General features: G+C 46.1%; 17 protein-coding genes. 4 read left to right on the forward strand and 13 right to left on the reverse strand.

The window, feature by feature from the left end; genetic code table 11:
* Window positions 1-2: 2 nt before the first annotated feature.
* Window positions 3-800: a metal ABC transporter permease gene (locus OCU90_RS18505; protein ID WP_061023429.1), complete on the forward strand. Its 798-nt coding sequence runs from the start codon at window positions 3-5 to the stop codon at window positions 798-800.
* Between the two features lie 166 nt (window positions 801-966).
* The gene (locus OCU90_RS18510; protein ID WP_017089599.1) at window positions 967-1,290 is read left to right on the forward strand and encodes a DOPA 4,5-dioxygenase family protein; all 324 of its coding nucleotides are present in this window, start codon (window positions 967-969) and stop codon (window positions 1,288-1,290) included.
* Between the two features lie 135 nt (window positions 1,291-1,425).
* Here the strand turns inward: OCU90_RS18510 and OCU90_RS18515 are convergent, their stop codons facing one another.
* The 9 genes from OCU90_RS18515 to fruB form a co-directional block, all read right to left on the reverse strand.
* Window positions 1,426-1,578 carry a hypothetical protein gene (locus OCU90_RS18515; RefSeq protein ID WP_009844874.1) on the reverse strand — a complete coding sequence of 51 codons (153 nt, stop codon included), beginning with the start codon at window positions 1,576-1,578 and terminating at the stop codon, window positions 1,426-1,428.
* An 87-nt stretch (window positions 1,579-1,665) separates the two neighbouring features.
* Complete coding sequence (locus OCU90_RS18520; RefSeq protein WP_081089985.1) at window positions 1,666-2,958, reverse strand: sensor histidine kinase; 1,293 nt, start codon at window positions 2,956-2,958, stop codon at window positions 1,666-1,668.
* Window positions 2,955-3,629 carry a response regulator transcription factor gene (locus OCU90_RS18525; protein WP_061023409.1) on the reverse strand — a complete coding sequence of 225 codons (675 nt, stop codon included), beginning with the start codon at window positions 3,627-3,629 and terminating at the stop codon, window positions 2,955-2,957. The genes OCU90_RS18520 and OCU90_RS18525 overlap by 4 nt, the downstream gene beginning before the upstream one ends.
* 8 nt (window positions 3,630-3,637) lie before the next feature.
* Window positions 3,638-4,549 carry a sterol desaturase family protein gene (locus OCU90_RS18530; RefSeq protein ID WP_061023411.1) on the reverse strand — a complete coding sequence of 304 codons (912 nt, stop codon included), beginning with the start codon at window positions 4,547-4,549 and terminating at the stop codon, window positions 3,638-3,640.
* A gap of 11 nt (window positions 4,550-4,560) precedes the next feature.
* The gene (locus OCU90_RS18535; RefSeq protein ID WP_061023412.1) at window positions 4,561-5,178 is read right to left on the reverse strand and encodes a hypothetical protein; all 618 of its coding nucleotides are present in this window, start codon (window positions 5,176-5,178) and stop codon (window positions 4,561-4,563) included.
* Between the two features lie 150 nt (window positions 5,179-5,328).
* Entirely contained in the window at window positions 5,329-6,651 is a 1,323-nt protein-coding gene (locus OCU90_RS18540; RefSeq protein ID WP_009845967.1) for an IS4-like element ISVbsp1 family transposase, read from the reverse strand.
* 146 nt (window positions 6,652-6,797) lie between these two features.
* On the reverse strand, window positions 6,798-8,555 hold the full coding sequence (gene fruA / locus OCU90_RS18545) for a PTS fructose transporter subunit IIBC (protein WP_061025979.1): 1,758 nt from the start codon (window positions 8,553-8,555) through the stop codon (window positions 6,798-6,800).
* 15 nt (window positions 8,556-8,570) lie between these two features.
* The gene (pfkB, locus tag OCU90_RS18550) at window positions 8,571-9,548 is read right to left on the reverse strand and encodes a 1-phosphofructokinase (protein WP_061025981.1); all 978 of its coding nucleotides are present in this window, start codon (window positions 9,546-9,548) and stop codon (window positions 8,571-8,573) included.
* 9 nt (window positions 9,549-9,557) lie between these two features.
* Window positions 9,558-10,691 carry a fused PTS fructose transporter subunit IIA/HPr protein gene (gene fruB, locus OCU90_RS18555; protein ID WP_061025984.1) on the reverse strand — a complete coding sequence of 378 codons (1,134 nt, stop codon included), beginning with the start codon at window positions 10,689-10,691 and terminating at the stop codon, window positions 9,558-9,560.
* A 373-nt stretch (window positions 10,692-11,064) separates the two neighbouring features.
* Here fruB and cra point away from each other — a divergent pair, with 373 nt between their 5' ends.
* Window positions 11,065-12,069, forward strand: coding sequence for a catabolite repressor/activator (cra, locus tag OCU90_RS18560; RefSeq protein WP_061025985.1), 1,005 nt, complete (start codon window positions 11,065-11,067; stop codon window positions 12,067-12,069).
* A 90-nt stretch (window positions 12,070-12,159) separates the two neighbouring features.
* Here cra and OCU90_RS18565 read toward each other — a convergent pair whose 3' ends face one another.
* From OCU90_RS18565 to nirB, 4 genes are all read right to left on the reverse strand, one after another.
* Complete coding sequence (locus OCU90_RS18565) at window positions 12,160-13,950, reverse strand: bifunctional protein-serine/threonine kinase/phosphatase (RefSeq protein WP_061025987.1); 1,791 nt, start codon at window positions 13,948-13,950, stop codon at window positions 12,160-12,162.
* 168 nt (window positions 13,951-14,118) lie between these two features.
* Window positions 14,119-15,588, reverse strand: coding sequence for a NarK family nitrate/nitrite MFS transporter (locus OCU90_RS18570; RefSeq protein ID WP_061025989.1), 1,470 nt, complete (start codon window positions 15,586-15,588; stop codon window positions 14,119-14,121).
* 142 nt (window positions 15,589-15,730) lie between these two features.
* The gene (nirD, locus tag OCU90_RS18575; protein ID WP_004730303.1) at window positions 15,731-16,075 is read right to left on the reverse strand and encodes a nitrite reductase small subunit NirD; all 345 of its coding nucleotides are present in this window, start codon (window positions 16,073-16,075) and stop codon (window positions 15,731-15,733) included.
* Window positions 16,076-16,214: 139 nt separating this feature from the next.
* Window positions 16,215-18,797, reverse strand: coding sequence for a nitrite reductase large subunit NirB (gene nirB / locus OCU90_RS18580; RefSeq protein ID WP_061025991.1), 2,583 nt, complete (start codon window positions 18,795-18,797; stop codon window positions 16,215-16,217).
* Between the two features lie 472 nt (window positions 18,798-19,269).
* Here nirB and OCU90_RS18585 point away from each other — a divergent pair, with 472 nt between their 5' ends.
* Window positions 19,270-21,852 (forward strand): molybdopterin oxidoreductase family protein, encoded by a 2,583-nt coding sequence (locus OCU90_RS18585; protein ID WP_061025993.1) that lies wholly within the window; start codon window positions 19,270-19,272, stop codon window positions 21,850-21,852.
* Window positions 21,853-22,370 lie beyond the last annotated feature (518 nt).

Below are 22,370 nucleotides of genomic sequence, written 5' to 3' on the forward strand. Positions count from 1 at the left end.
TGTTGAATGAATATGGTTGGTTGGCACCTGCGGTATTGTGTGGATTAATTGCATTAGTCGGCAACATTGTGCTTGGGGAGCAAGTCCTCAAGCGCCAGATCATCTTTATTGATCTCGCTGTCGCGCAAGTGGCTGCCCTTGGCGCCGCTTTGAGTCACTATTGGTTGAGCCGATATGCACAGTTTAGCGGCTCTTGGTTTGCAGAGATGATTGGCCCGTGGATCATGTCATTGTTGCTATGCGGATTAATTGCGTTAATGGAAAAGCGTTATAAACAACACTTAGAACCAATGATAGGAAGTTTGTTTGTGGTATCGGCTTCATTAGCGATTCTATTGGTCAGCAAAGATCCTCATGGCGCCGATTTTATTCAAGGCATTCTCAACGGGCAGCTATTGTGGTCTACCTGGGATGATGTCTGGCCATTGGCAATAATCACGACCGCGATGTTGGTGTTGATTAGCGTAAAGCCTGAATTTATGCAGGGAAGTGGCTTTTATCTTATCTTCGCTATTTTGATGCCGATCACCGTAAAGCTGACTGGGATATATTTGGAGTTTGCGTTACTGGTGATACCTGCGTTATGTGCAGCTGCGTATAACGGCGTTCGCTTCTTTATCGCGAGTATTGGGGTTGGCACTGTCGGTATTTTATCGGGCTTAGCGGTGTCGGCTTATTACGATTTGCCAAGTGGCGCCAGCATTGTCATCACGCTGTTTTTGGTGGGGGTGATGTTTAATATTGTGATGAAGTTGATTAGAAGCACTTGTACTGATAGTTCGACACGAGCTTGTGGTTAGGAAAAGGCCTCTAAGGTTTAACTTGGAGGCAACGAACCTGACGTTAACAAGACCATGGCGCTTTCTCTGTTTAGAACCGATAGCGCTGGCATATTATATTTAGATTTAGCTATTAAAGGCAGTTTAGGTATAAAATCGCGACATCATAATTCTAAAGGATGGTGCCATGTACCACGGTCATATTTATTTCCCTCTGCGCTTTGCAGAGCAGGCAGAAACACTGCGTCAGAAAATTCTATCGGAACGTAAAGATGTGTTAGAGACTTTCCCATTAATACAGCGTTTGGTTGGCCCACATAAGATGCCAATGTTCGAGATTCATTTTGCTAACAAAGAGTCGGGTATTGTTGAATGGCTTGAGCAAGAACGCGGTGATATGTCGGTGTTGATTCACCCTGTGACTGGCGGTGAAGAAACTTTGGATCACACAGTAAGAGCGACATGGCTTGGTCGTGAGCTGGGTGTATTCGAAGATACGCTGACTAGCTAATTTTAATTCTGCGCCCGACAGTGTGTAGCTAATAAGCGTACTTAGTAACTTAGTAATTTAGTAATTTAGTAATTTAGGTGCTGTCGGGTGTGTCGGTGCACACCTCGTTTTGCTCATTGTCTTCTTGCCTAAATTCTAGCTTCTCCAGCTATTCCCCAATAACAGTGATACCGCTACCGACACACCTAATGCGATCAATATATTAGGTAAGTACAGTCCCCAAATCGCGACACAAACCGCCACGGTTACCACAGCCCATAACAGTGTTTCTAAAATCCAAGTACCCATAAAATAACTCCTAACTAGATTGTGCGACTAGCATAACCAAGTGAGGGTAAACTTTTGGTCACCATCCAATAACCATTTAGAAAATCGCTATAGCATGACTTTGACGATGAACTCATTGTTGTGAACTTGATGAGTAAACTGCCAACCTTGGTTCTGACAAACGCGATCAATGAGCTCTAGGCCGATACCAAAAGAGGTTTGTTGTTCAGAGTCGTTTGCTAGGTTTTCATCTTCCAAACGATTGGTTACCTCAAACTGATGTTCTGTCAGTGTGATTCTGATATCTCCGCTACCACCATGTTGAAATGCATTTCGGACCAAGTTGGTGAGCATAACCTCTGTTAACTCTCGGGGAAGGGAGTGTTCGCCTTGGTCGACCTTGGTGTGGATCTCTACTTCTTTGTTTTTGAGAAGGTAACGTTGGCTTTCGATGATGTTGTTGAGCAGGGGAGTCAGCTTGATTTGCTCATAGTTGGTTTCCATTTCGCTATTACGACTCATCCACAACAGAGTCGTTACCAAGGCTTTCATGCTGGTGGCTGAACGTTGGATTCGTGCGACGGCACGTTGGCCGCTGTTGGGAATGCTTTCAGACAACCGAACCAGCATATCGCCGCTGGCTGAAATAGTGGCGATCGGTGTTCTTAATTCGTGGCTGGCTGCTCTTAAGAAAAAGCTTTCACGTTCATTGGCTTGGCGTTCACCTTGAACGCTTTTAATTAGTTGGGAAGCTAACTGATCGATCTCTTTATATCGAAACTGAGTCAGACCTTCAGTCTTGTCCACATCCAGAGATTCAGACCATTTTGATAAGGTAATAATCGGTTTGGTGATTCTGTGTATCAAAAGGCGAATGATCAAGAACACCAAGAGCAATAAGGCGCCGATAGCGATAAAGGCGTTGTTAATTTGAGCTACAGAATCAGGAGGGTTGAGCTCGAATAGATTCAAGTAGATGGCTTCGTCGTATTCAGAAATGATGTATAACGCTTCGTCGCTACCTGATATCGGATGCTTGGCGGCATAGAGGTATTGGCCTGAATCATTGTTAGGTGATTGCTCGTAGTGTTCATAAATTGCGTCGTTATCAAACGCTTTCCAATCAAAGGTTTGTTGAAACTTAACGGGCAGATCTGAATAACTTAGAAAGGCTTGGAATGTTGGGTTTTGGTAGTCTGGCAGTTGCCCTGTTTCGATGTATTGCTGCTCTGCCACTTCCAGCTCATATAAGAATCCATATTTTGCCGATTCATTGAGACCAATATGATAGCTCTGAGATACCATCAAGCTGTAGATGGCAGTGAGTAATACGACGATGCCAAATAAGTAGAGGTAGATATCACGCTTGATACTGACTCGATTCATGTTCGGGTGCTTCATGATGACTCCCCATGTAAGACAACACCAATGCCATGAACCGTGTGAATTAGTTTTGAGTCAAAGGGCGCATCAACCACTTGTCGAAGCTTAAACAGGTGCGCTTTCATGCTATCAGAGCTTGGCATTTCGTCTTCCCATGCTTCTTCAAGCTTGGCTTTGCTCACCACGTTAGGGCTGTTTCGCACTAACATCACGAGCATTCGCCAACAAACTGGGGAGAGCTTCAATAGCTTGCCGTCTCTAACAGCTTGGTGCTTGTCTAAGTCCAGCTTGAGATCTGCCACAGACAGAGACGTCACCGAACCTTGAGAGCGACGTATCAGCGCCATCAGCCGTACTTTGAGTTCTTCCATCGCAAAAGGCTTCACTAGATAGTCATCCGAACCGACCTCGAACCCCGCGATCTTGTCTTCTAACGTGTCTCTTGCCGTTAACATGAGAATCGGAGTGGTCACGCCTTGCTTCCTAAGAGATTGGCAGACATCAAGCCCATCCATTTTAGGCATGTTGATGTCCGTTAAGATGATGTCATAACGCCCCTCTAGCGCAAGATTGAGCCCAGCACTGCCATTGTAAGCAAAATCGAATTCGAAACCGTCGAGTTCCATATAGTCTGCAATGGCTTCTGCCAAGTCGCTGTCGTCTTCAATCAACAAGGCGTTAATGCTCATAAGTGTCCTTACTTTGTTTCTCGTTCTCTTTTCCAAGCCCAGATAGGCGGCTGAATAAGAAGCTGTAGTCGGTAGTTCCAATTTGGCGCGTGCCATAATTGTTGGCACAGTTTAACGTAGCCGTGGAAATATACCTTAAATGGGTTCACAGAGTTGATTCTTGGGAACACACCATATCTGACTTCTTCCTCTTCTTTGGTGAAAGTGCCGAACATACGATCCCAAATAATAAAGATCCCAGCATAGTTCTTATCAAGATACTGCTTGTTGGTCGCGTGATGCACTCTGTGGTGTGAAGGCGTATTAAACACCGCTTCAACAGGGCGGGGTAGTCGTTTAACGGTTTCAGTGTGCAGCAGTGTTTGAAACAGTTGAACAAAGGTTTCACACATTAGAACCACAAACGGATTGAAACCCAGCAGAATTAGCGGCAAATGAAAGAAGAACGGGAAGAACCAATCTAAAGGCCCAAAGCGGTAAGCGACCGAGATATTAAAGTAAGGCGAGCTATGGTGAACCGAGTGCGTTCCCCAAGCTAAACCGTTGCTGTGCAAGAATCTGTGTTCCCAGTAGTAAGCGAGATCGGCCAAGATCAAGCAACCAAGAATTGTCCAACCGGATATTGGCAGTTGAGTTAGGCTGAAGTTCTCGTAGGCGTAAACAAACGCACCAACATAAGCTAACCCGACGAAGAAAAGGGTAACCAACAAGAAGAACAAAGTGACTAAGTTAGTCGCGCTGTCTCCCAACATATTCCAGCTGAGCTTTTTCTTAAAGGCATAGCGGATAAGCTCAAAGATAAACAGAGCCAGAGCAAGCAGTAGAAAGTTGTCATCGACCCAAGTCTCGGTAAGGATGATGCTTGTTTCTGTGAATGTTTGAGAGAGAAAGCTCCCAATGCTATCCAAAGTGAAATCCATAACTAAATCCTTTACTGGTTGTTCTTATAATAGACGTATAACTCGCTAGAATCTGGCAACCCATGCTGATTGAGTTGGTGGTGTTCTATAACCATGTCCACTTCTTTTAAAATCGCGATACCTTCCCAAGCTTGTGCTAATTCCTGTTCAGTATGTTCGCCGTTACTTAGCAGAAGTGTGCCTTGGGTTTTGCTCGGAATATTAATTAAGGGTTTGTTTTTATTTGATTTTGATTGCTGAGTCGGGAAGCCAATCGTGATTGTGGCTTCGCTGAAATCTAAGCTGATGTCTTGATAGATAACGATGACTTGTTGTTGTGCGATCTCCTCATCATTTGTTTCTAGGTTTTGATAGAAATCGACCCACAGTTCAGGCACGGCCTCTAAAGGAATGGTTTTGCTTAAGCCTTGTAGATTGGTCGTTTGTGTAGATTGAGAAGCAATAGGTTGCGTGTTTGTCGTGACCTGTGGCTTTGCCTTGACAGGCTTAGTTATTGAAGTTTCAACCGTTGATGCCATTTTGATGGGCTGCTCGGTTGAGGCATCCGCAATCGCGGGCTGAATATGTAATAGCCCCCAAACTGCGCCAGTAATACCGACAGTCGTGAGTATTGAAGCGAATAATTTCATGCTCTTTCCTTGTTGTTCATTTTTCTTATCAAGGACAGTAAAGGAGGAGAGGTAAACAAAAGGTAACCGTGGGGGATTGTTTTGGTCAGAGAGTATTGGTGATTCATTAAAAAAGGCTCCTCAAATGAGGTAATGCCGTTCGGATAAGCATTATTGCTTGAACCTGAACGGATATTTGGCTGGGACAAAGAGGACTGAACGTGGAAACGTTCGGTCCTTTCTTTTATCTGGAAGAATGAAGTGACTCAAACTGTCTCTCATCCTTTTCAGTTTTACAGGTAGAGTTCCGTCTGGGCTTAAAGCTAACCAACGTAATTGCGCATCAATAAGGTTAATTGCGGCGGTAAAACTGACCCTAGTCGCTCGAACCCCGGCTTCTGAAGCTATCTTAACCATCTCTAATCGCACTAAGTTATAGGCAAGTAATACGCCCCAAAGCTCTTGCTTCACACCGGCAGAAAAACGACTTCGTAAAGTGACGTGACTTTGCAGTTGAGTCTGTTTAATTTCACCATAACCTTCTTCTATCTCCCAGCGTTGCCAATAAATACGCAGCAGGCTTTCTAGCGAGTATCTACTAGGGTCTGTAAGTGAAGTAATAAAACCTTTTATCTCACCTTTTGGCTCTTGATATAGGACTAATCTAGCTTCCCAACGTGCGGGTAAATTCGGATTCTGCCGTTGAGCTTGAGGAGATATGGGCATTGAGATGAGCATGTCGTTCTCCGCATATTTCTCCAACACTTCATAGCGTAGCTTACGTTTTGCCGGCATTAACCAGTGAGCATTTTCCGCACTCTCTTGCCACGACAACAAGAGGTCTGCCGAGAAATAACAACGATCAAATAAGGTCAATGAATGTGCGGGGATATCATTGAATAGACGCTTAGCTAAGGTCGTTTCACCGACATGACAGCCATCAAAAGCCGCCCCCATAATCATTCGAGTTTCTGTTGACATCAAAGCGACTAAACGAAGTTGAGGGTAAGGTTTCAATTTTTTAGAGATGAACCCAAATTCTTCAGCGTTCTCTGGGGAATCTTGGCACCTAAATGTTGTTCCATCCACAGCAAGAACATTAAGCTCCAAGTCTTTATCTTGTTGAAGGATATCTCCGTTCCAAGCCTTTACCGTTGTGTGAAACAGAGCCGCTAATGGACTCTCATCTAGACGTCGGCGTGAATCAGTTAGGACACTAGGTGCAACACGAGACCAGCTATCTTCAGGTTTAGGCTGAAGCGCAATGTCTAATGAACTGCATACCTCTTTGATAGACATGTTGCGTTGCAGCCCCATCCAAATAACTAACCAGACAGCTTGCTGAGCGGGAAGCCGACGTCGTCTTATGCTCGCTTTATTGGTTTCAAGAAGAGCTTGTTCTATCCACTCAATCTGAATGGCGTCGACGACAGATTCATAATTGTCGGCATCTTCAATGGTCTCGTGTGCCATTGCTAATTCTTGTTCAAGCATAAAAAAATCCCCATCAACGTTGTTGATGGGGATTATCTGCTAACTGCAAGATCGTTCAAGTCTTCTTAAACGATCGGCATTACCTCAAATGAGGAGCCTTTGTTTTATCAAGAGTCTCTGTTTGTCATCTAAACAGAGTAGGGGGATTAAGCCTCTGCTGCTACTTTATCGCTGCTCATCTTTTTAAGAGCTGCGTAACCAAAGCCTGTTACTGCTGTACCTGCTGCAATCGCTACTAGGTACATAAGAACTGGAGAGATAGCGCCAGGAATCAGTAGTACGAACAAGCCGCCGTGTGGAGCCATTAGCTGAGCACCAAACATCATTGATAGAGCGCCAGTTAGTGCGCCACCTGCCATACAAGCTGGGATAACACGCATTGGATCTTTCGCTGCGAATGGGATTGCACCTTCAGAGATGAAACATAGGCCAAGAACGAATGATGCTTTACCTGCTTCACGCTCGCCTGCTTCAAACTTGTCTTTCACTAGGAAAGTCGCAAGGCCCATACCTAGAGCTGGAACCATACCTGCTGCCATGATTGCTGCCATTGGTGCGTAAGTTTGCGAAGCCAGTAGACCAACACCAAACGTGTAAGCCGCTTTGTTTACCGGGCCACCAAGGTCGAAACACATCATAGCGCCTAGAATCACACCCAGAAGAATCGCGTTAGACGTTCCCATGTTGTTTAGGAAAGTTGTCATTGCGCTCATCACGCCAGATACAGGGCCACCCACGATGTAAACCATCACAAGACCAGTGAACAAACTCGCGATAAACGGAATGATCAGGATAGGCTTAAGGGCTTCCATGGACTGTGGAAGTTGAACCTTGTCGGCAATGAATTTCGCTGCATAACCGGCAATGAAACCTGCTGCGATACCACCTAGGAAACCTGCGCCCGTTGAGCTAGCCAGCATACCGCCGATTAGACCTGGAGCCAGACCCGGACGGTCAGCAATCGAGAATGCAATGAAACCAGCAAGAACAGGAATCATTAGAGCGAATGCAGAACCACCACCGATAGTCATCAGTGCTGCTGCTAGTGTGCCTTCTTCTTTAAACGCTTCGATACCGAACACGAAAGAGAGTGCGATAATCAAACCACCCGCAACTACCACTGGAAGCATGTGCGATACACCTGTCATTAGGTGCTTGTACACGCCTTTCTTCTCGTCAGCAGGTGCTGAATTTGAAGAAGCAGTATGTTGGTATGGTTTAGCTTCTGCGAATGCTTTTTCCATCTCTTGCTTTGTTTTCTTAAGCGCAGGACCCGTTGTCGTTTTGTATAGCGCTTTGCCGTTAAAACGATCAAGAGGAACGTCGATGTCGGCAGCGATGATAACAAGATCAGCGTCTGCGATTTCTTGGTCTGTCAGTTGGTTTTTAGCACCTACAGAGCCGCGAGTTTCCACTTTGATTTGGTGACCTAGGCGTTTGCCTTCTGCTTCAAGCGCTTCAGCTGCCATAAAGGTATGTGCAACGCCAGTTGGGCAAGCCGTAATCGCTACGATCTTCTTGCTGCCTGTGCTTGTTGTAGAAGAGTTTGGAGAGGTACCAGTCACTTCAATAGTGCTTTCAACTTGAGATGCGTCTAATACTGTTGCTTCTGCTACCGCTTTCTCTAGAAATGCTTTTGCATCCGCAGTGCATTCCGAGATAGCCGCTTGGTACACCTTTTTGCCAACAAAGCGCGCTTTATCAACATTGGTGTTAGCTGCGATAACCACAACGTCGCTGCTGTCGATAGTGTCTTGCGATACGGTTGAGTCTGGTAGCACGCTTGATTGACATTCAATAGCGGCGTTCCAACCCAGTGCTTTTGTCGCTTGCTCTAACAAGCCTGCGGCGATGATGCTGTTTGCTACGCCACTCGGGCAAGCTGTGATAATGGTAATATTCATAATAAACCTTTTGTCCTATTTGCTTGTGTCTAACTGGCTAGTTGGAGCACTAAGCGACTGTAATTGGATATTTTGTAGTACTGAATCCAGCTCTTGTTGGCTGGTGATGCCCACGCCTACCTGTGAAACTGCTAGAGCAGATAGGGCGGTTGCGAATTTAATGAGTTCTGGTTTTGGCATCTGTTGCATGTGACCCCAACACAGGCCAGCAACTAAGGTGTCACCTGCGCCTACTGTGCTTACCACTTGCATACGCGGTGGCTGAGCATGTAGCCATTCACCTTGGTTTAGCCACATCACGCCTTCTGCGCCAAGTGATACCACGATGTTATCGATGCCTTTTTCACTTAGGGCTTGGCCTGCGTGTTGGCATTGGTCACGTGTTGTCAGTTCTGCGTTGAATAGCTGAGACAGCTCTTCATCGTTTGGTTTAATCAACCAAGGTTGTGCATTGATACCGGCTTTTAGTGCGTCACGGCTGCTGTCGAACAACACCTTTTTACCTAGGTCGCGCAAGCGTTGTACCCAAGAAGCGCAAAGCTCAGGGGAGATACCTTGTGGCAAGCTGCCTGCAATGACGAAGTAATCGTGTGTTTCAGCAAGCTCTAATAAGGTTTCTTCAAACGCTTTGATAGCGTCAGCATCAACAGGGACACCTGGGAAGTTGATGTCGCTTACTTGGCCTGAGTTCTCAACCAGCTTTACGTTGATACGAGTCGCGCCATCAACACGAATGAAACGGTCAGTTGCGCCCATCTGTTCGAACAGTTGGCAGAACGCTTCTTCGTTATTGCGACCAAGGAAACCTGTTACGGTCACTTTCGCGCCAAGCTCTGAAAGAACTTTTGCTACGTTTACGCCTTTGCCCGCTGCATGCAGAGAGCCTTTGTTTACTAGGCTCACTGAACCCACGTTAAGTGCGTCGATAGCGCCTGTTAGGTCGAGAGCAGGGTTAAGCGTTACGGTAACGGCTTTGATTTGTTTATCAGACATATCGATTCCTTAACCTTCGCCAAGGCCTGAAGCGATAGCTTTACCAATCGATTCAAGTGCTTGTGCTGCATCTTCACCTTCAGCAACAAACTGAAGCTGGTGGCCGTGTTTAACGCCAAGCGCGATTACTTTCATCAAGCTCTTCGCGTTCACTTCTTTTCCGTCGCCATCTAGGTTTGAAACGCGGATCGTTGATTCAAACTTCTTCGCTTCAGCAACTAGCATTGCACCCGGACGAGCGTGTAGGCCGTGTGCGTTTTTGATTTTGAATACTGCGCAGTTGTCATCGTCTTGAGACGCTGTAGAAACTGCTTCACCTTTTAGAAAGCCAATCACTTGTGCTGCATCCGCAGTCAACAGTTGTTGCTGTTTACCTTCGAAAACCATCTTGCTTAGGTTTGCCAGAATAGATTGGTGTGCGCTGTTACAAGCAGCGAATGCGACCAATGCTTTCACTGGTGTGCCTTCGTACTCACAATGGTTTGCCGTTGAAACGAAAGATACGCCAGTGCGAGTTACGCCTTTATCGCTGCCCAACAACCACAGGCCTTGGCCTAGGTGAGTCGGTGTTTTTGTTACTAGGTCAGCAACGAATGCGTTGTCTGTACAACCTGTGTTCTTAAGTAGGCCGCCTGCCACTGCCGACATTTGAACCATGTCGCTTGCAGGGAATAGTAGCTGAACTAAAGAAGCGTCTAGGTCGGCTTCTAGTTGAACTTCGCCGTTAAGTAGGGCGATGATTTCGTCTTCTGATTTCGCTTGCTTTAATTTCTCTTCAACACCGTCAGCCGCTAGTACTTTCGTTAGCTGCTTAAGAATGCCTAAGTGCTCGTCAGATTTAGCCGCAATACCAATTGCTACGTAAACACGGTTGCCGTCTGCCCAATCAATACCTTCAGGGAAGTGATGTACCGCAACGCCTGTCTCTTCTACTAGGCCACGCGTGTCAGTGGTTCCGTGAGGAATCGCGATGCCGTTACCTAGGAACGTAGAGTTCTGGTTTTCACGGTTCAGCATTCCTTCAACGTAGCCAGAGTCAACTAAGCCTTTCGCGGTCAGGTCGCCAGCAATGTTCTGGATAGCTTTGAATTTGTCTTCGGCAGTTTGGCCTAGAGTGATGTCAGATTTTGATAATTTAAGCATGGTGCCTCTTTAGCGTATCGCTTGAGAATTTGTGTATCGCTACGATTCAGTCTAGAGCAAGATTTATGGAGCTTAACTCTTTGTCTTACGCTTGCTGAATCGGTTCAGCATTCAGTGTAAAAAAATTCAGCAAAGCCGATTTTGGTTTTCAGAATAGTTTTGCTGCGTGTCGTAATTTCAGTTTCGTTAATAACGAGAAGTTGAATCACAACAAATGACGCTCAATCCATTCAAAAGGATGATTGAAGTCACTTTTCAGATTTTGCTGAATCCTTTCAGCTTTTATACTGAATCGATTCAGCATATAATTCAACTAATCCGAGGATCAGATCATTGGTTATATGATCCTACGCACAAAATACAGGTCACCCATATGACACTTGATGAAATTGCTAAATTGGCTGGAGTATCGAAAACCACGGCCAGTTATGTCATCAACGGCAAGGCGCAGAAATACAGAATCAGTGAAAAGACGCAGCAGAAAGTCATGGCGGTGGTGGAAGAGTATAACTACCGACCAGACCATGCTGCTTCGTCGCTGCGTGCTGGTAATAGCCGTTCATTTGGTTTGATTATTCCTGATCTGGAAAACAGCAGTTACGCGCGTTTAGCAAAATTGATAGAGCAGAACTCACGTAAAGTGGGCTACCAGATTTTGATTGGTTGCTCAGATGATGACGCTGAAACCGAACGTAAAGTTGCGGAAGCGCTTGTTAGCCGTCGTATCGATGCCTTGCTAGTAGCGAGCTCAATGCCAGACGCCAACGAGTTCTACTTGAAGCTGCAAAACTCAGGCACACCCGTAATCGCGATTGACCGTCCGTTAGACGATGAGCACTTTGCCTGCGTGATCAGTGAAGATTTCGAAGCCGCGTTTGAACTGACGCATTCGATTCTCGATGACAGCATTCACAGTGTTGGTTTAATCGGCGCGTTACCTGATCTGAACATTTCGCGTGAACGTCAGTTGGGTTTTGAAGCGGCGAACAAAGCGCATACTCAACAAACAGGGCTAACAGAAAATAAGCCGATGGTTGTGGGTTATGGCGAGCACTTTGATAGAGAATCTGGACGTGAGGTTTTTGAAGAGTGGATTGCAAAAGGCACAATTCCTGATGCGATTGTGACTATGTCTTACACCTTGTTAGAGGGTGTGTTGGATGTGATGGTTGAAAAGCCAGAGCTGATCAATCAAGTAAAACTGGCGACCTTTGGTGATAACCGACTGCTCGACTTCTTGCCTTTTAAAGTCCATTCACTGCCACAGCAGTTTGAAGTAATTGCCGATAGTGCTTTTGCTTTGGCGTTAAATGCATCCGCTAAGCGTTACCAAGCTGGCATTGAACTCGTGCCAAGAAGCTTAGTGAAACGAGGCTAATTCCAGTTAGTTTATACAAGCTAGGTTAGACTTGGACACTTAGCTTGAACTTGGAATTAACTCGAACCTGTAATTAACTCGAACCCGTAGTTAACTCGAACTAAGTAATAAGCCCAACTCTACAATGGCAACAATGCCGAGCAACAAAGCCAACACCTTCCAAAACTGGATCGGGTTTCGGTTTATCAAAGGTTGCTTGGCTTTGCTTTTCACCAAGCTTTGGTTTGGTGTGTAAAGGTCTGCCACAAAATCTCCCAACACTTGATGACGTTCGCTTGGTGATTCCGCGCAGGCTTTTTGTAACACCAAATCTACCCAACTGGGTAAGTCCGCTCGTTTCTGAGTGATGGGTTGGTATTCCCACTGATGATGACGAGATTGCTTAAGCGACTGTGCAGTCATTTCAGAGTAGGGCAATTCACCAGTTAGCATCTCATAGCCGATCACAGCGATAGAGAACAGATCTGAGCTGGTGGTCGCGCTGTTATGTTTGATGGTCTCGGGTGCAATGTAATTGACCGCACCTAATGGAGTGTCGTCTTTGTCTGCGAGCTCTCCCTCTTCAAGTCCTCTGACTAATACAGCGCCAAGGTCGATGATTTTTATCTCACCATCATGTTGAAGCATAATGTTCTCGGGCTTTAAGTCTCGGTGCACCATGTCTGCGCGTTGTAATACTCGAATACCTTGTGTGATTTTTTCTAGTATGTCGCGTACTTCATTGAGTGACGGTTTTGGATTGTCGTACATCCATTGTCTTAGCGTGATGCCTTCTACCCATTCGCAGATTTGATATAAGAATTGCGAGTTCTCTGGCGTAGGGTAGACCTTCATTACTTTCTTATTGTTTAGCAAGATGCCCGCCCATTGTTCATTAAAGAAAGCTCTCAGTTGTGAAGGGCTATCATGATATTGGACGGAAGGGACTTTCAGCACGAACTCGGTTTGTGTCTCTTTCTGCATCACACGATACACATGGCTTCTAGAGCCTGCATACAACACCTCAAGCACCATAAAGTTGTCGATACTTTGCCCGAGCTTTAACGCGGGTGGGATGGCACGTTTAGCCAGCTTTTCATGGAACTCAATCAGCGAAGGTTTAGGTAGATGGCTGACTTGCACAATCAAACAACTCACGTTGTCTGAGCTATTGTGGCTTAAAGCAGTGTTACAGATGGTTTGTGCTGCGTATTCAAAATCCGCTCCAGGCTTATCGATGTGTTCATTGAAGGTGTTGGGCGAGACAAATTCATGCACACCATCCGAAGTGAGGATAAAGCAGTCGTTTTTCTTGATGGGTAGGGTTTGATAGTCAACGTTGAGTTGGTTGTCCATGCCTAAGGCGCGTGTAAGATAATGCTTCTGCCCCATATTTTTACGGGTGTGGTCGCGGGTAAGCTGGCGTAATTCTCCATCTCTTAGTAAGTAAATGCGACTGTCGCCAACGTGGAATATATGTGCGGTGTTCGATTTGAGTATCACGCTGCTGAACGTCGAAACGAGGGCGTTGTGGTTCACTTGTTGTGCAGGATGAATGTTAGAAACAGACGTGTTGAAGAGCCAAGAATTGAGTGAGGTTAAGACTTTCTGTGCTGAACGCTGAATACTCCAGCTATTTGGAGTGGCGTAATAGTCGTCGATAAATTGCATCACGCTGGTGTGACTGGCTTTCTGGCCGTGTTCACTGCAACTTGCCCCGTCTGCTATGCAGACGACACTGCCTTTCAACTCTTGCTCAGTACGAGTTTTGGGGTGCTTTACAATGATGGCGTCTTGGTTTTCATCACGTATGCCTTTACTCGAATAACCGCCAAACTTAAGCGTTAATTGGTTGTTTGATTCCGGCGTGACGACTTGCCCTTGGCTGAATGAAATTGTCATAACTGGTCTTCTTTTAACTGTTCTTCTTCCCGCTTCCTTGACAGAACATCCTAGGAAGAACAAAAGCTCTAGTGAACGTAGAGCCTCTGAACGAAGCACCAAAGCGTTGATATATCCGCTAAGGTGCCTCTCCCGATTCAATAATATCTATGCTTCTTAGTACAGAGACTAATTTGAAACATTAATCAGCGTGACACTGCCGTCGTCGTTTACTTCGGCGATTTGACCGTTAGGCTCTTCCATGAACAGTAGAGTTACAAAGCCAAGTACCGCTGTTGCAGCAATCACTAAGAAGAAGGTTTGGTAGCTCACGAATGACAACACAGTTAGGTAAACTACCGCACCCACGTTACCGTAAGCTCCGGTCATACCTGCAATCTGACCTGTCATACGACGCTTGATTAGAGGAACTGTTGCGAATACTGCACCTTCACCCGCTTGTACGAAGAAAGAACACGCCATCGCCGCGACAACCGCTAGCCATACAGGCCATGTGCTGTCGACTTGACCCATTGCGAAGTAACCCACAGCAAGACCAATCGTTAGAATAAGCAGTGTTGGTTTACGACCGAATTTGTCTGAAATCCAACCACCACCTGGGCGAGACATTAGGTTCATAAAGGCATAAGCCGATGCAACCATACCTGCAAGAACTGGTGTTAATTCAAAGGTGTCAGAGAAGAACAGTGGCAGCATAGAAACAACAGCCAGTTCAGAACCAAATGTCGCGAAGTACAATACGTTAAGTACCGCAACTTGCTTGAATTTGTACTGGTGAATCTCTGGTACTTCTTCTTTAAATACGTTCTTGTTTACTTTCCAAACTTGCGATACTTCGTACACGTAAAGCGCAGCCAAACCTGCGTAAACCGAGTTAACCGCCATGTCAGAAAGCATATTGATGTTGCTTGGTGATAGCTTCCAAGTCAGTAGCGCTAAAGCGGCATACATTGGGATCTTCATAATAAGTAGGAAGAAAAAGTCACCCTTTGATGTCACTTCCATTGCCGTTACTTGAGCTGGTTTGAAGTAAGTAGAACCTTTTGGTGTATCCGTTACGTTTTTGTAGAACACAAACGAGAACGCTAAGCTCATAAGGCCAGTAATACCAACCGCATAACGCCAGCCGTCTTCACCACCAAACGCTAAAGCCAGAGTTGGAAGTGTGAATGCTGCCGCTGCTGAACCGAAGTTACCCCAACCGCCGTAAATACCTTCTGCAGTACCCAATTCATTGTGTGGGAACCACTCAGACACAAGGCGAATACCGACAACGAAGCCAGCGCCAATGAAGCCAAGTAGGAAACGAGCAATTGCCGCTTGAATGAAAGAGTCTGCCATGGCAAACATAAAACAAGGGATTGAACAGACAGCGAGTAGCGAAGAGTAGACCAATCTTGGGCCGTATCTGTCGGTTAACATACCAATGGCGACACGCGCCGGAATGGTCAATGCGACGTTGAGAATAAGCAGTGTTTTGATCTCTTCAGTAGAAAGACCAAGCGACGTTTTTACCATTTGCAGTAGTGGGGCAAAGTTGAACCACACAACAAAGGTGATAAAAAAGGCCATCCAACTTAGGTGTAAGGTTTTCATCTTACCCGTAAATGAAAGCAGCGAAAATTTTGTGTTATCCATGGTTTAAATCCTTTAAATCTGGAAAATTACCCGGCTTTAGCTCGTGCGTTACTTCCGAAATTCGAACGCATTCATGTGGCTAAACCCTGTGCCGAAATTGCTCACGCTGATAAAGCGTTTACATGATGATGTCGGCGTTTAGTTAACTGGCGATAGCAAGCGGTGCGAGAACCTGAACCTGTTCTCCTTGCTTGCGAACTTCAAATTTTACGAGCTTGAGATCGGGTTGTTCAAGGCACGCGCCAGTTTCTAAGTGGTAATGCTGCTTGTATAAGGGTGAGGCTACGTAAGGCTCACCGCTTAATGAACCAATGATACCACGTGACATCACATTCGCCTTGCCAACAGGATCGTAATTAGAGAGCCCATAAAGCGTGTCACTGCGCTTACAGTAAAAAATAGCCACTTGGTTATCGTCTACTTTGGCGCAAATACCACCGTTTGGGGTTAGGTCCCGGGTGTTGCATACGGTTGTCCAATTTTCCATGACTTTCTCCTAGTCAAAACATAAAACTAATAATCAATTTAATTAGGGTGATAGCCGACAGCAGTTTTCTTGGGCTGCGCCGCTGTCGACTATCGATATTGGGTTTAGTTGTTACTTATTTACTCACCATCCATTAGGCTTACGAAACTTCCGTGACTTCGATTTGGTCGGCCTTGGTTAGCATTTCATCTCGTTGTGAATCTGAAGAAGAGCTCAAGCTCGGCTTAGGAAAACGCTGCTCTCGTTCTTTGATGAATGACAGGCTAGTGTCCATTTCTTCGCTGTTGATGTAGTGCTGGAAACGCTTCATTTTTTCAGGGTTTTCGATGGTGGTTTTCCATTCACACTGGTATTTTTCGATGTTGAGAGCGATATCGGCTTCAAGTTCTTCAGCAACATTGAGCTTGTCTTCAATCACGACTTGCTTGAGGTATTCAATGCCGCCTTCAAGGTTTTCCATCCATACCGATGTACGCTGTAGGCGATCCGCGGTACGTGTGTAGAACATCAAAATACGGTCGATGTATTGCAGCAGGGTGGTTTCATCAAGGTCGGTAGCGAAAAGGTCACCATGGCGAGGGCGCATACCACCGTTACCACAGATGTAGAGGTTCCAACCTTTGTCGGTGGCGATAATGCCAAAGTCTTTTGATTGGGCTTCTGCACATTCGCGCGTACAGCCAGAAACCGCAAACTTGATCTTGTGTGGTGAGCGTAAGCCTTTGTAGCGGTTTTCTAGTCGAATCGCTAAGCCAACACTGTCGTCGACGCCGTATCGGCACCATGTGCTACCGACACACGATTTCACGGTACGTACCGATTTACCGTAGGCATGGCCCGTTTCAAAACCCGCATCAATCAGCTTTTTCCAGATGATTGGCAGTTCGTTAAGTTGCGCGCCAAACAAGTCGACACGCTGACCACCAGTGATCTTGGTGTACAGGTCGAACTCTTTAGCGACTTCGCCAAGCACGATCAATTTATCTGGAGTGATTTCACCGCCTGCAATACGCGGAACCACAGAGTAGGTGCCGTCTTTTTGCATGTTGCCAAGGTAGATGTCGTTGGTGTCTTGCAGTTCGATGTGTTGATCTTCGAGGATGTAATCGTTCCAGTAGGAAGCCAGAATCGAACCGACAGCCGGTTTACACACGGTACAGCCCAATCCGTTTCCGTGAGAATCTAACAGCTCATCGAAGGTCTTGATTTTGTTGACGCGGATAATGTCGGTAAGCTCTTGGCGAGAATACGCAAAGTGCTCACAGATATCGTTAGAGACTTCCACACCTAGGTTACTTAGCTCGCTATCGAGAACCTGTTTAGCAAGGGCAGAACAACCGCCACAACCTGTTGAAGCATTAGTGGTTTCTTTCAATGCAGCCATCGTGGTGCAGCCAGCAGAAACCGCGTCTTTAATGTCACCTTTGGTCACATCAAAACACGAACAAATCACTGCGCTATCGGGCAGAGCTTCAACACCCATTGCCGAACCTGAGTCATCGGCCACGTTAGGTAAAATCAGCACTGATGGGTTTTCAGGAAGAGGCATGTCATTTTGCTTTATTTGCAGTAGCGAACCGTAAGCCTCTGCATCACCGACCAATACTGCACCGACAATCTTTGTACCGTCTGCCGAGATGATCAGGCGCTTATAAACTTGTTCAATTTCATCGTTATAGGTATACGACTGAGCGCCTTCCGTCTTGCCATGTACTTCACCAATACTGGCCACATCGACGCCAAGTAGTTTGAGCTTGGTGCTCATGTCGGCACCAGTAAATGCAGCATCGTCAGTGCCGCCGGAGACAATATGCGAAGCCGCGACTTTCGCCATGGAGTAACCGGGGGCGACTAAGCCGAAGATCTTGTTGTCCCAAAGCGCACATTCACCAATCGCATACACGTTGTCGATGTTGGTTTGGCAGTGATCGTTAATCACGATGCCGCCACGTTCACCAATGGCAATATCAGAGCTGCGAGCTAGAGCATCTTGAGGGCGAATACCTGCAGAGAACACGATCATATCGGTTTCAAGGTGGGTGCCGTCTGCAAAGTTCATTCTGTAGCGAGCGTTCTCACCTGCGACTATCTCAGAGGTGGCCTTCTCGGTGTGAACTTGCACCCCAAGGTCTTCAATCTTTCTGCGCAGTAGGGCACCGCCACCGTCATCTAATTGAACGGCCATCAGGCGAGGTGCAAATTCAACCACATGGGTTTCCAAGCTAAGGTTTTTGACTGCGTTTGCGGCTTCTAAGCCAAGCAGACCACCGCCAATCACTACACCAGATTTGCTGCCTTTGCTAGATAGTTCAATGGCGTCTAGATCTTCGATGGTGCGATAAACGTGGCAGTGTTCTTGGTCGTTACCGGGAATAGGGGGAACAAAAGGGAATGAACCGGTCGCCAGAATCAAGGTGTCATAACTCTCGGTATGTCCCGATTCAGTCACAACGCACTTATTTTCAGTATCTAGTTGAGCGACTTTCGCGTTGAGAAGGTAATTGACGCCATTGCTTTGGTAATACTCTTCGCTGGTTAATGCCAAATCATCAGCATTTCCGCGCTTGAAGTAAGCGGTCAACTGAACACGGTCGTATGCCAACCTTGGCTCTTCACTGAAAGTAATAACATCAAACTCATCACTCTCTGATTGCAGGATGTTGTCGATAAATTTGTGTCCAACCATGCCGTTACCAACAACGACGATTTTCTTCTTGCTCATAATCCATTCCTTATTCTCGGCGTCACCATCACTAGCATCTAATTTCTAGTCGTTAGCAGATGAATACCGGGTTGAGATTCCACTCAATTCATAATCATCAAGAAAAACAAAAATGTTTTTTCTAAGTCTTGGTTTCTAGTGGAGCAAGGAGGGTGCCAGATTGCGAGTTGTTCATTTAAATAAAATTTAATCTATATATTTCAAATATTTAAAAATTTGAGGTGGCACGTAATTACCCCTAAAGTGGTATGTAAAATTTTTGTTAGATTTATATAAATGAGCATTTGTGGTGCAACTTTCTGCAAGATGGTGCAAAAGTTAAGTTTCTATCTTGGCTAAGTTCGATTTTGTTCAGCGTTGATATTTTTTATTTCATTAAGTTGTTGTTTTTAAACGATAATATTTCAATTCGGTCGACTGGTATTAAGTGGCGTGCTATTTGCTTGGTTTGAGTTATTACAATTATGGATAATTGAGCGAGAAACGGATGACCGATTCAAACAGCGGCTGGATAAAATCAACCTGTGCTTATTGTGGTGTAGGGTGTGGAATAGAAGCGAGACCGACATCGCTAGGGAAACTAGAAGTGCGTGGTGATAAAGATCATCCATCAAACTATGGAAAGCTATGTACTAAAGGGGGTGCGCTTGGTGATACTGTCACGCCTTTAGGACGCCTAACACAGCCTGCTCATATTCAGAATGAGCAAAAACAAGAGCTGGATTGGAACAGTGCCACTCAGTTGGTTGCAGACAAATTCAATCAAACGATCGAAGAATTTGGGGCCGATTCGGTTGCGTTCTATGTTTCTGGTCAGCTGCTTACCGAAGACTATTACGTTGCCAATAAACTGATGAAAGGCTTCATCGGCAGTGGCAACATCGACAGTAACTCTAGGCTGTGTATGGCTTCAACCGTGGTCGGGCATAAGCGTGCATTTGGTGCAGACACAGTTCCTGTCTGTTATGAAGATCTCGAGCAAGCCGATCTCGTCGTGATTACAGGCTCAAACCTCGCTTGGTGTCACCCTGTGCTATTCCAAAGGTTAAGAGCCGCCAAACAAGCCAACCCCGCATTAAAAGTGATCGTCATCGACCCTCGTTATACCGACACTTGTGAAATTGCAGATATCCACTTGGCATTGGAATCCGGTTCAGATGTCGCACTGTTCAATGGTTTGTTAGCCTACTTAGATGACAACGACCAGCTAGATGCTGACTACATTGAACACCACACCCAAGGTTTTACGGAAGCCATTCGATCCGCAACTCATTACCGTTATACCGAGTCAGGCTGGGGCGATAAAAGTGTTCCTGAGCTCACAGGGTTAACAGAGCAGCAGCTGAAACAGTTCTACAGTTTGTTTGCATCGAATGAGAAGGTGCTGACCATTTACTCCCAAGGTGTGAACCAATCGACACAAGGGTGTGACAAGGTGAATGCCATTATTAACTGCCATTTAGCCACCGGAAAAATCGGTAAGCCGGGCATGGGGCCATTCTCTGTAACGGGTCAGCCGAACGCAATGGGCGGGCGAGAGGTGGGCGGTTTAGCCAATACTTTAGCAGCGCACTTTGAATTTGGTGATCCGCAATCACACCAAACCGTCAGCGAGTTCTGGCAAACCGACAGCTTAGCCACACATGCGGGTTTAAAAGCGATTGACCTGTTTGATGCCATGAATGAAGGCAAAATCAAAGCGGTGTGGATCATGGCAACTAACCCAGTCGTGAGCCTACCTGACAGTGAGAAAATTAAAGCGGCATTAGAGAAGTGCCCATTTGTGGTGGTGTCTGATTGTATTGCCGATACTGAGACCACTCGCTTGGCTGATGTGGTGTTGCCCGCGCAAGGGTGGAGTGAGAAGTCGGGTACTGTGACCAACTCGGAGCGCCGAATCTCACGTCAACGCCGCGTGTTGCCAAGCCCAGGGGAAGCCAAACCCGATTGGTGGATATTAAAAGAAGTCGCACAAAAAATGGGATTCAAAGAGCAATTCGAGTTCCGCCACGAAGGTGAGATCTTCAAAGAATATTGCGAGATGACAGCGCTCGGCAATGAAACAGGCAAAGCCCGTGACTTATGCTTAATTGGACTCACGCAACTGGATGAGAAAGGCTATGGCGAACTCACTCCACAGCAATGGCCAGTATTAGAGTATCAACCAGAGATCATTGAGCAGCGCATGTTCACCAATGGCGAGTTCTTTACAGAATCGGGTAAAGCACAGTTTATTGCAGTTGAGCACGATAAACCGATTGCCGATACCAGCCTGGAATTCCCGCTTATCATGAACACAGGTCGAATCCGAGACCAATGGCACACCATGAGCCGAACGGGCTTGGCCGCAGGCTTGGGTGAACACACCCCAGAACCGTTTGTTGCCATGCACCCAGATACGGTTTCAGAACTGAACTTGGATGAGTTCGGGCTAGATTCGTTCAACCGCACGACTATTAATCCAGTGGTGAAAGTGCGCAGCGCACAAGGCGAGTGCCAAGCGCGCTTAGTGGTGACCAAAGAGATGCGCCGCGAACAAGTCTTCATGCCTATCCACTGGAACGCACCCACCGCCAAAGACAGTAAACCGTGTGACTTGATCTTGCCTCATACCGATGCTGCATCTGGTCAGCCAGAATTCAAACACACACCTGTTGTGGTAGAGCTGTGTGGCTATCGCAGTGAAGCCGCACTGGTCAGTGACAAGGTGATGGATTGCAGCGGTTTTGATTACTGGGTACGCCAAAGAGTAGAGGGCGGTTTTCTGTATCGCATCTCATCATCCAAGAACCCAATGGAGCTGGTGATTCAGCTTGCCAACACCCTCGATGCATTACCAGAACCTAACGCGGAGGCGATCAAATCACTCCATTACCACGGCAATAAATCATTCAAGAACTATGGTTCAGCCAAGCTGGGTCAGTCCGGTGTAAAGCAAGCCTTCGTGGTGAACAGTAAGCTCGACCATCAAAGCATCGACTGGCTGGTGGAGTGCCTAACTCGAGAAGCCGATGAAGAGTTCGAAGCCGAGTTTTTGAGTACCATGGCAAAGTAGCCGACTACCTCTAACCTATTAATACCCAAAGTTAAGCGCCGACAATTACGTCGGCGTTTTTATTTTTAAGTATGCGACACTGATTGATTAAACGACAAGTTTCACATATCATCTCACTAGCTGGTATGTCGTTCTGTAATTTTCAGGTAGAGGTAAGTTGATGTCTAAGTTAGCCAACGCAAGAAAACCGGTCTTGTATCATACGCTGGCGAATTCAGCGCTGCTTAGGAGTGACCATGTATAACCAAGGCGACCTCTGCCCACACTGCGGCTTAATCATCATGCTCCCTACAGATATTGAACCCAAATGCCTAGGTTGTGGCGAAGAAATCAACGAGCAAGATGACGACTAAATCACACATTGGTTCACTTTCTACATTTTGCAGAGACTATATGGAATTTTTCTGCTTTTCGTCATGTTTAATATAGGCGTAAGCAGGTAAGGTTCTGTTATTAAATGAGTTATTAGACAGAGCCTGAACGGTTTAGATTACTAGACAGAATTGTTTCAGCGACAA

The sequence above is a fragment of the Vibrio splendidus genome (assembly GCF_024347615.1).
Classification (GTDB): Bacteria; Pseudomonadota; Gammaproteobacteria; order Enterobacterales; family Vibrionaceae; genus Vibrio; species Vibrio splendidus.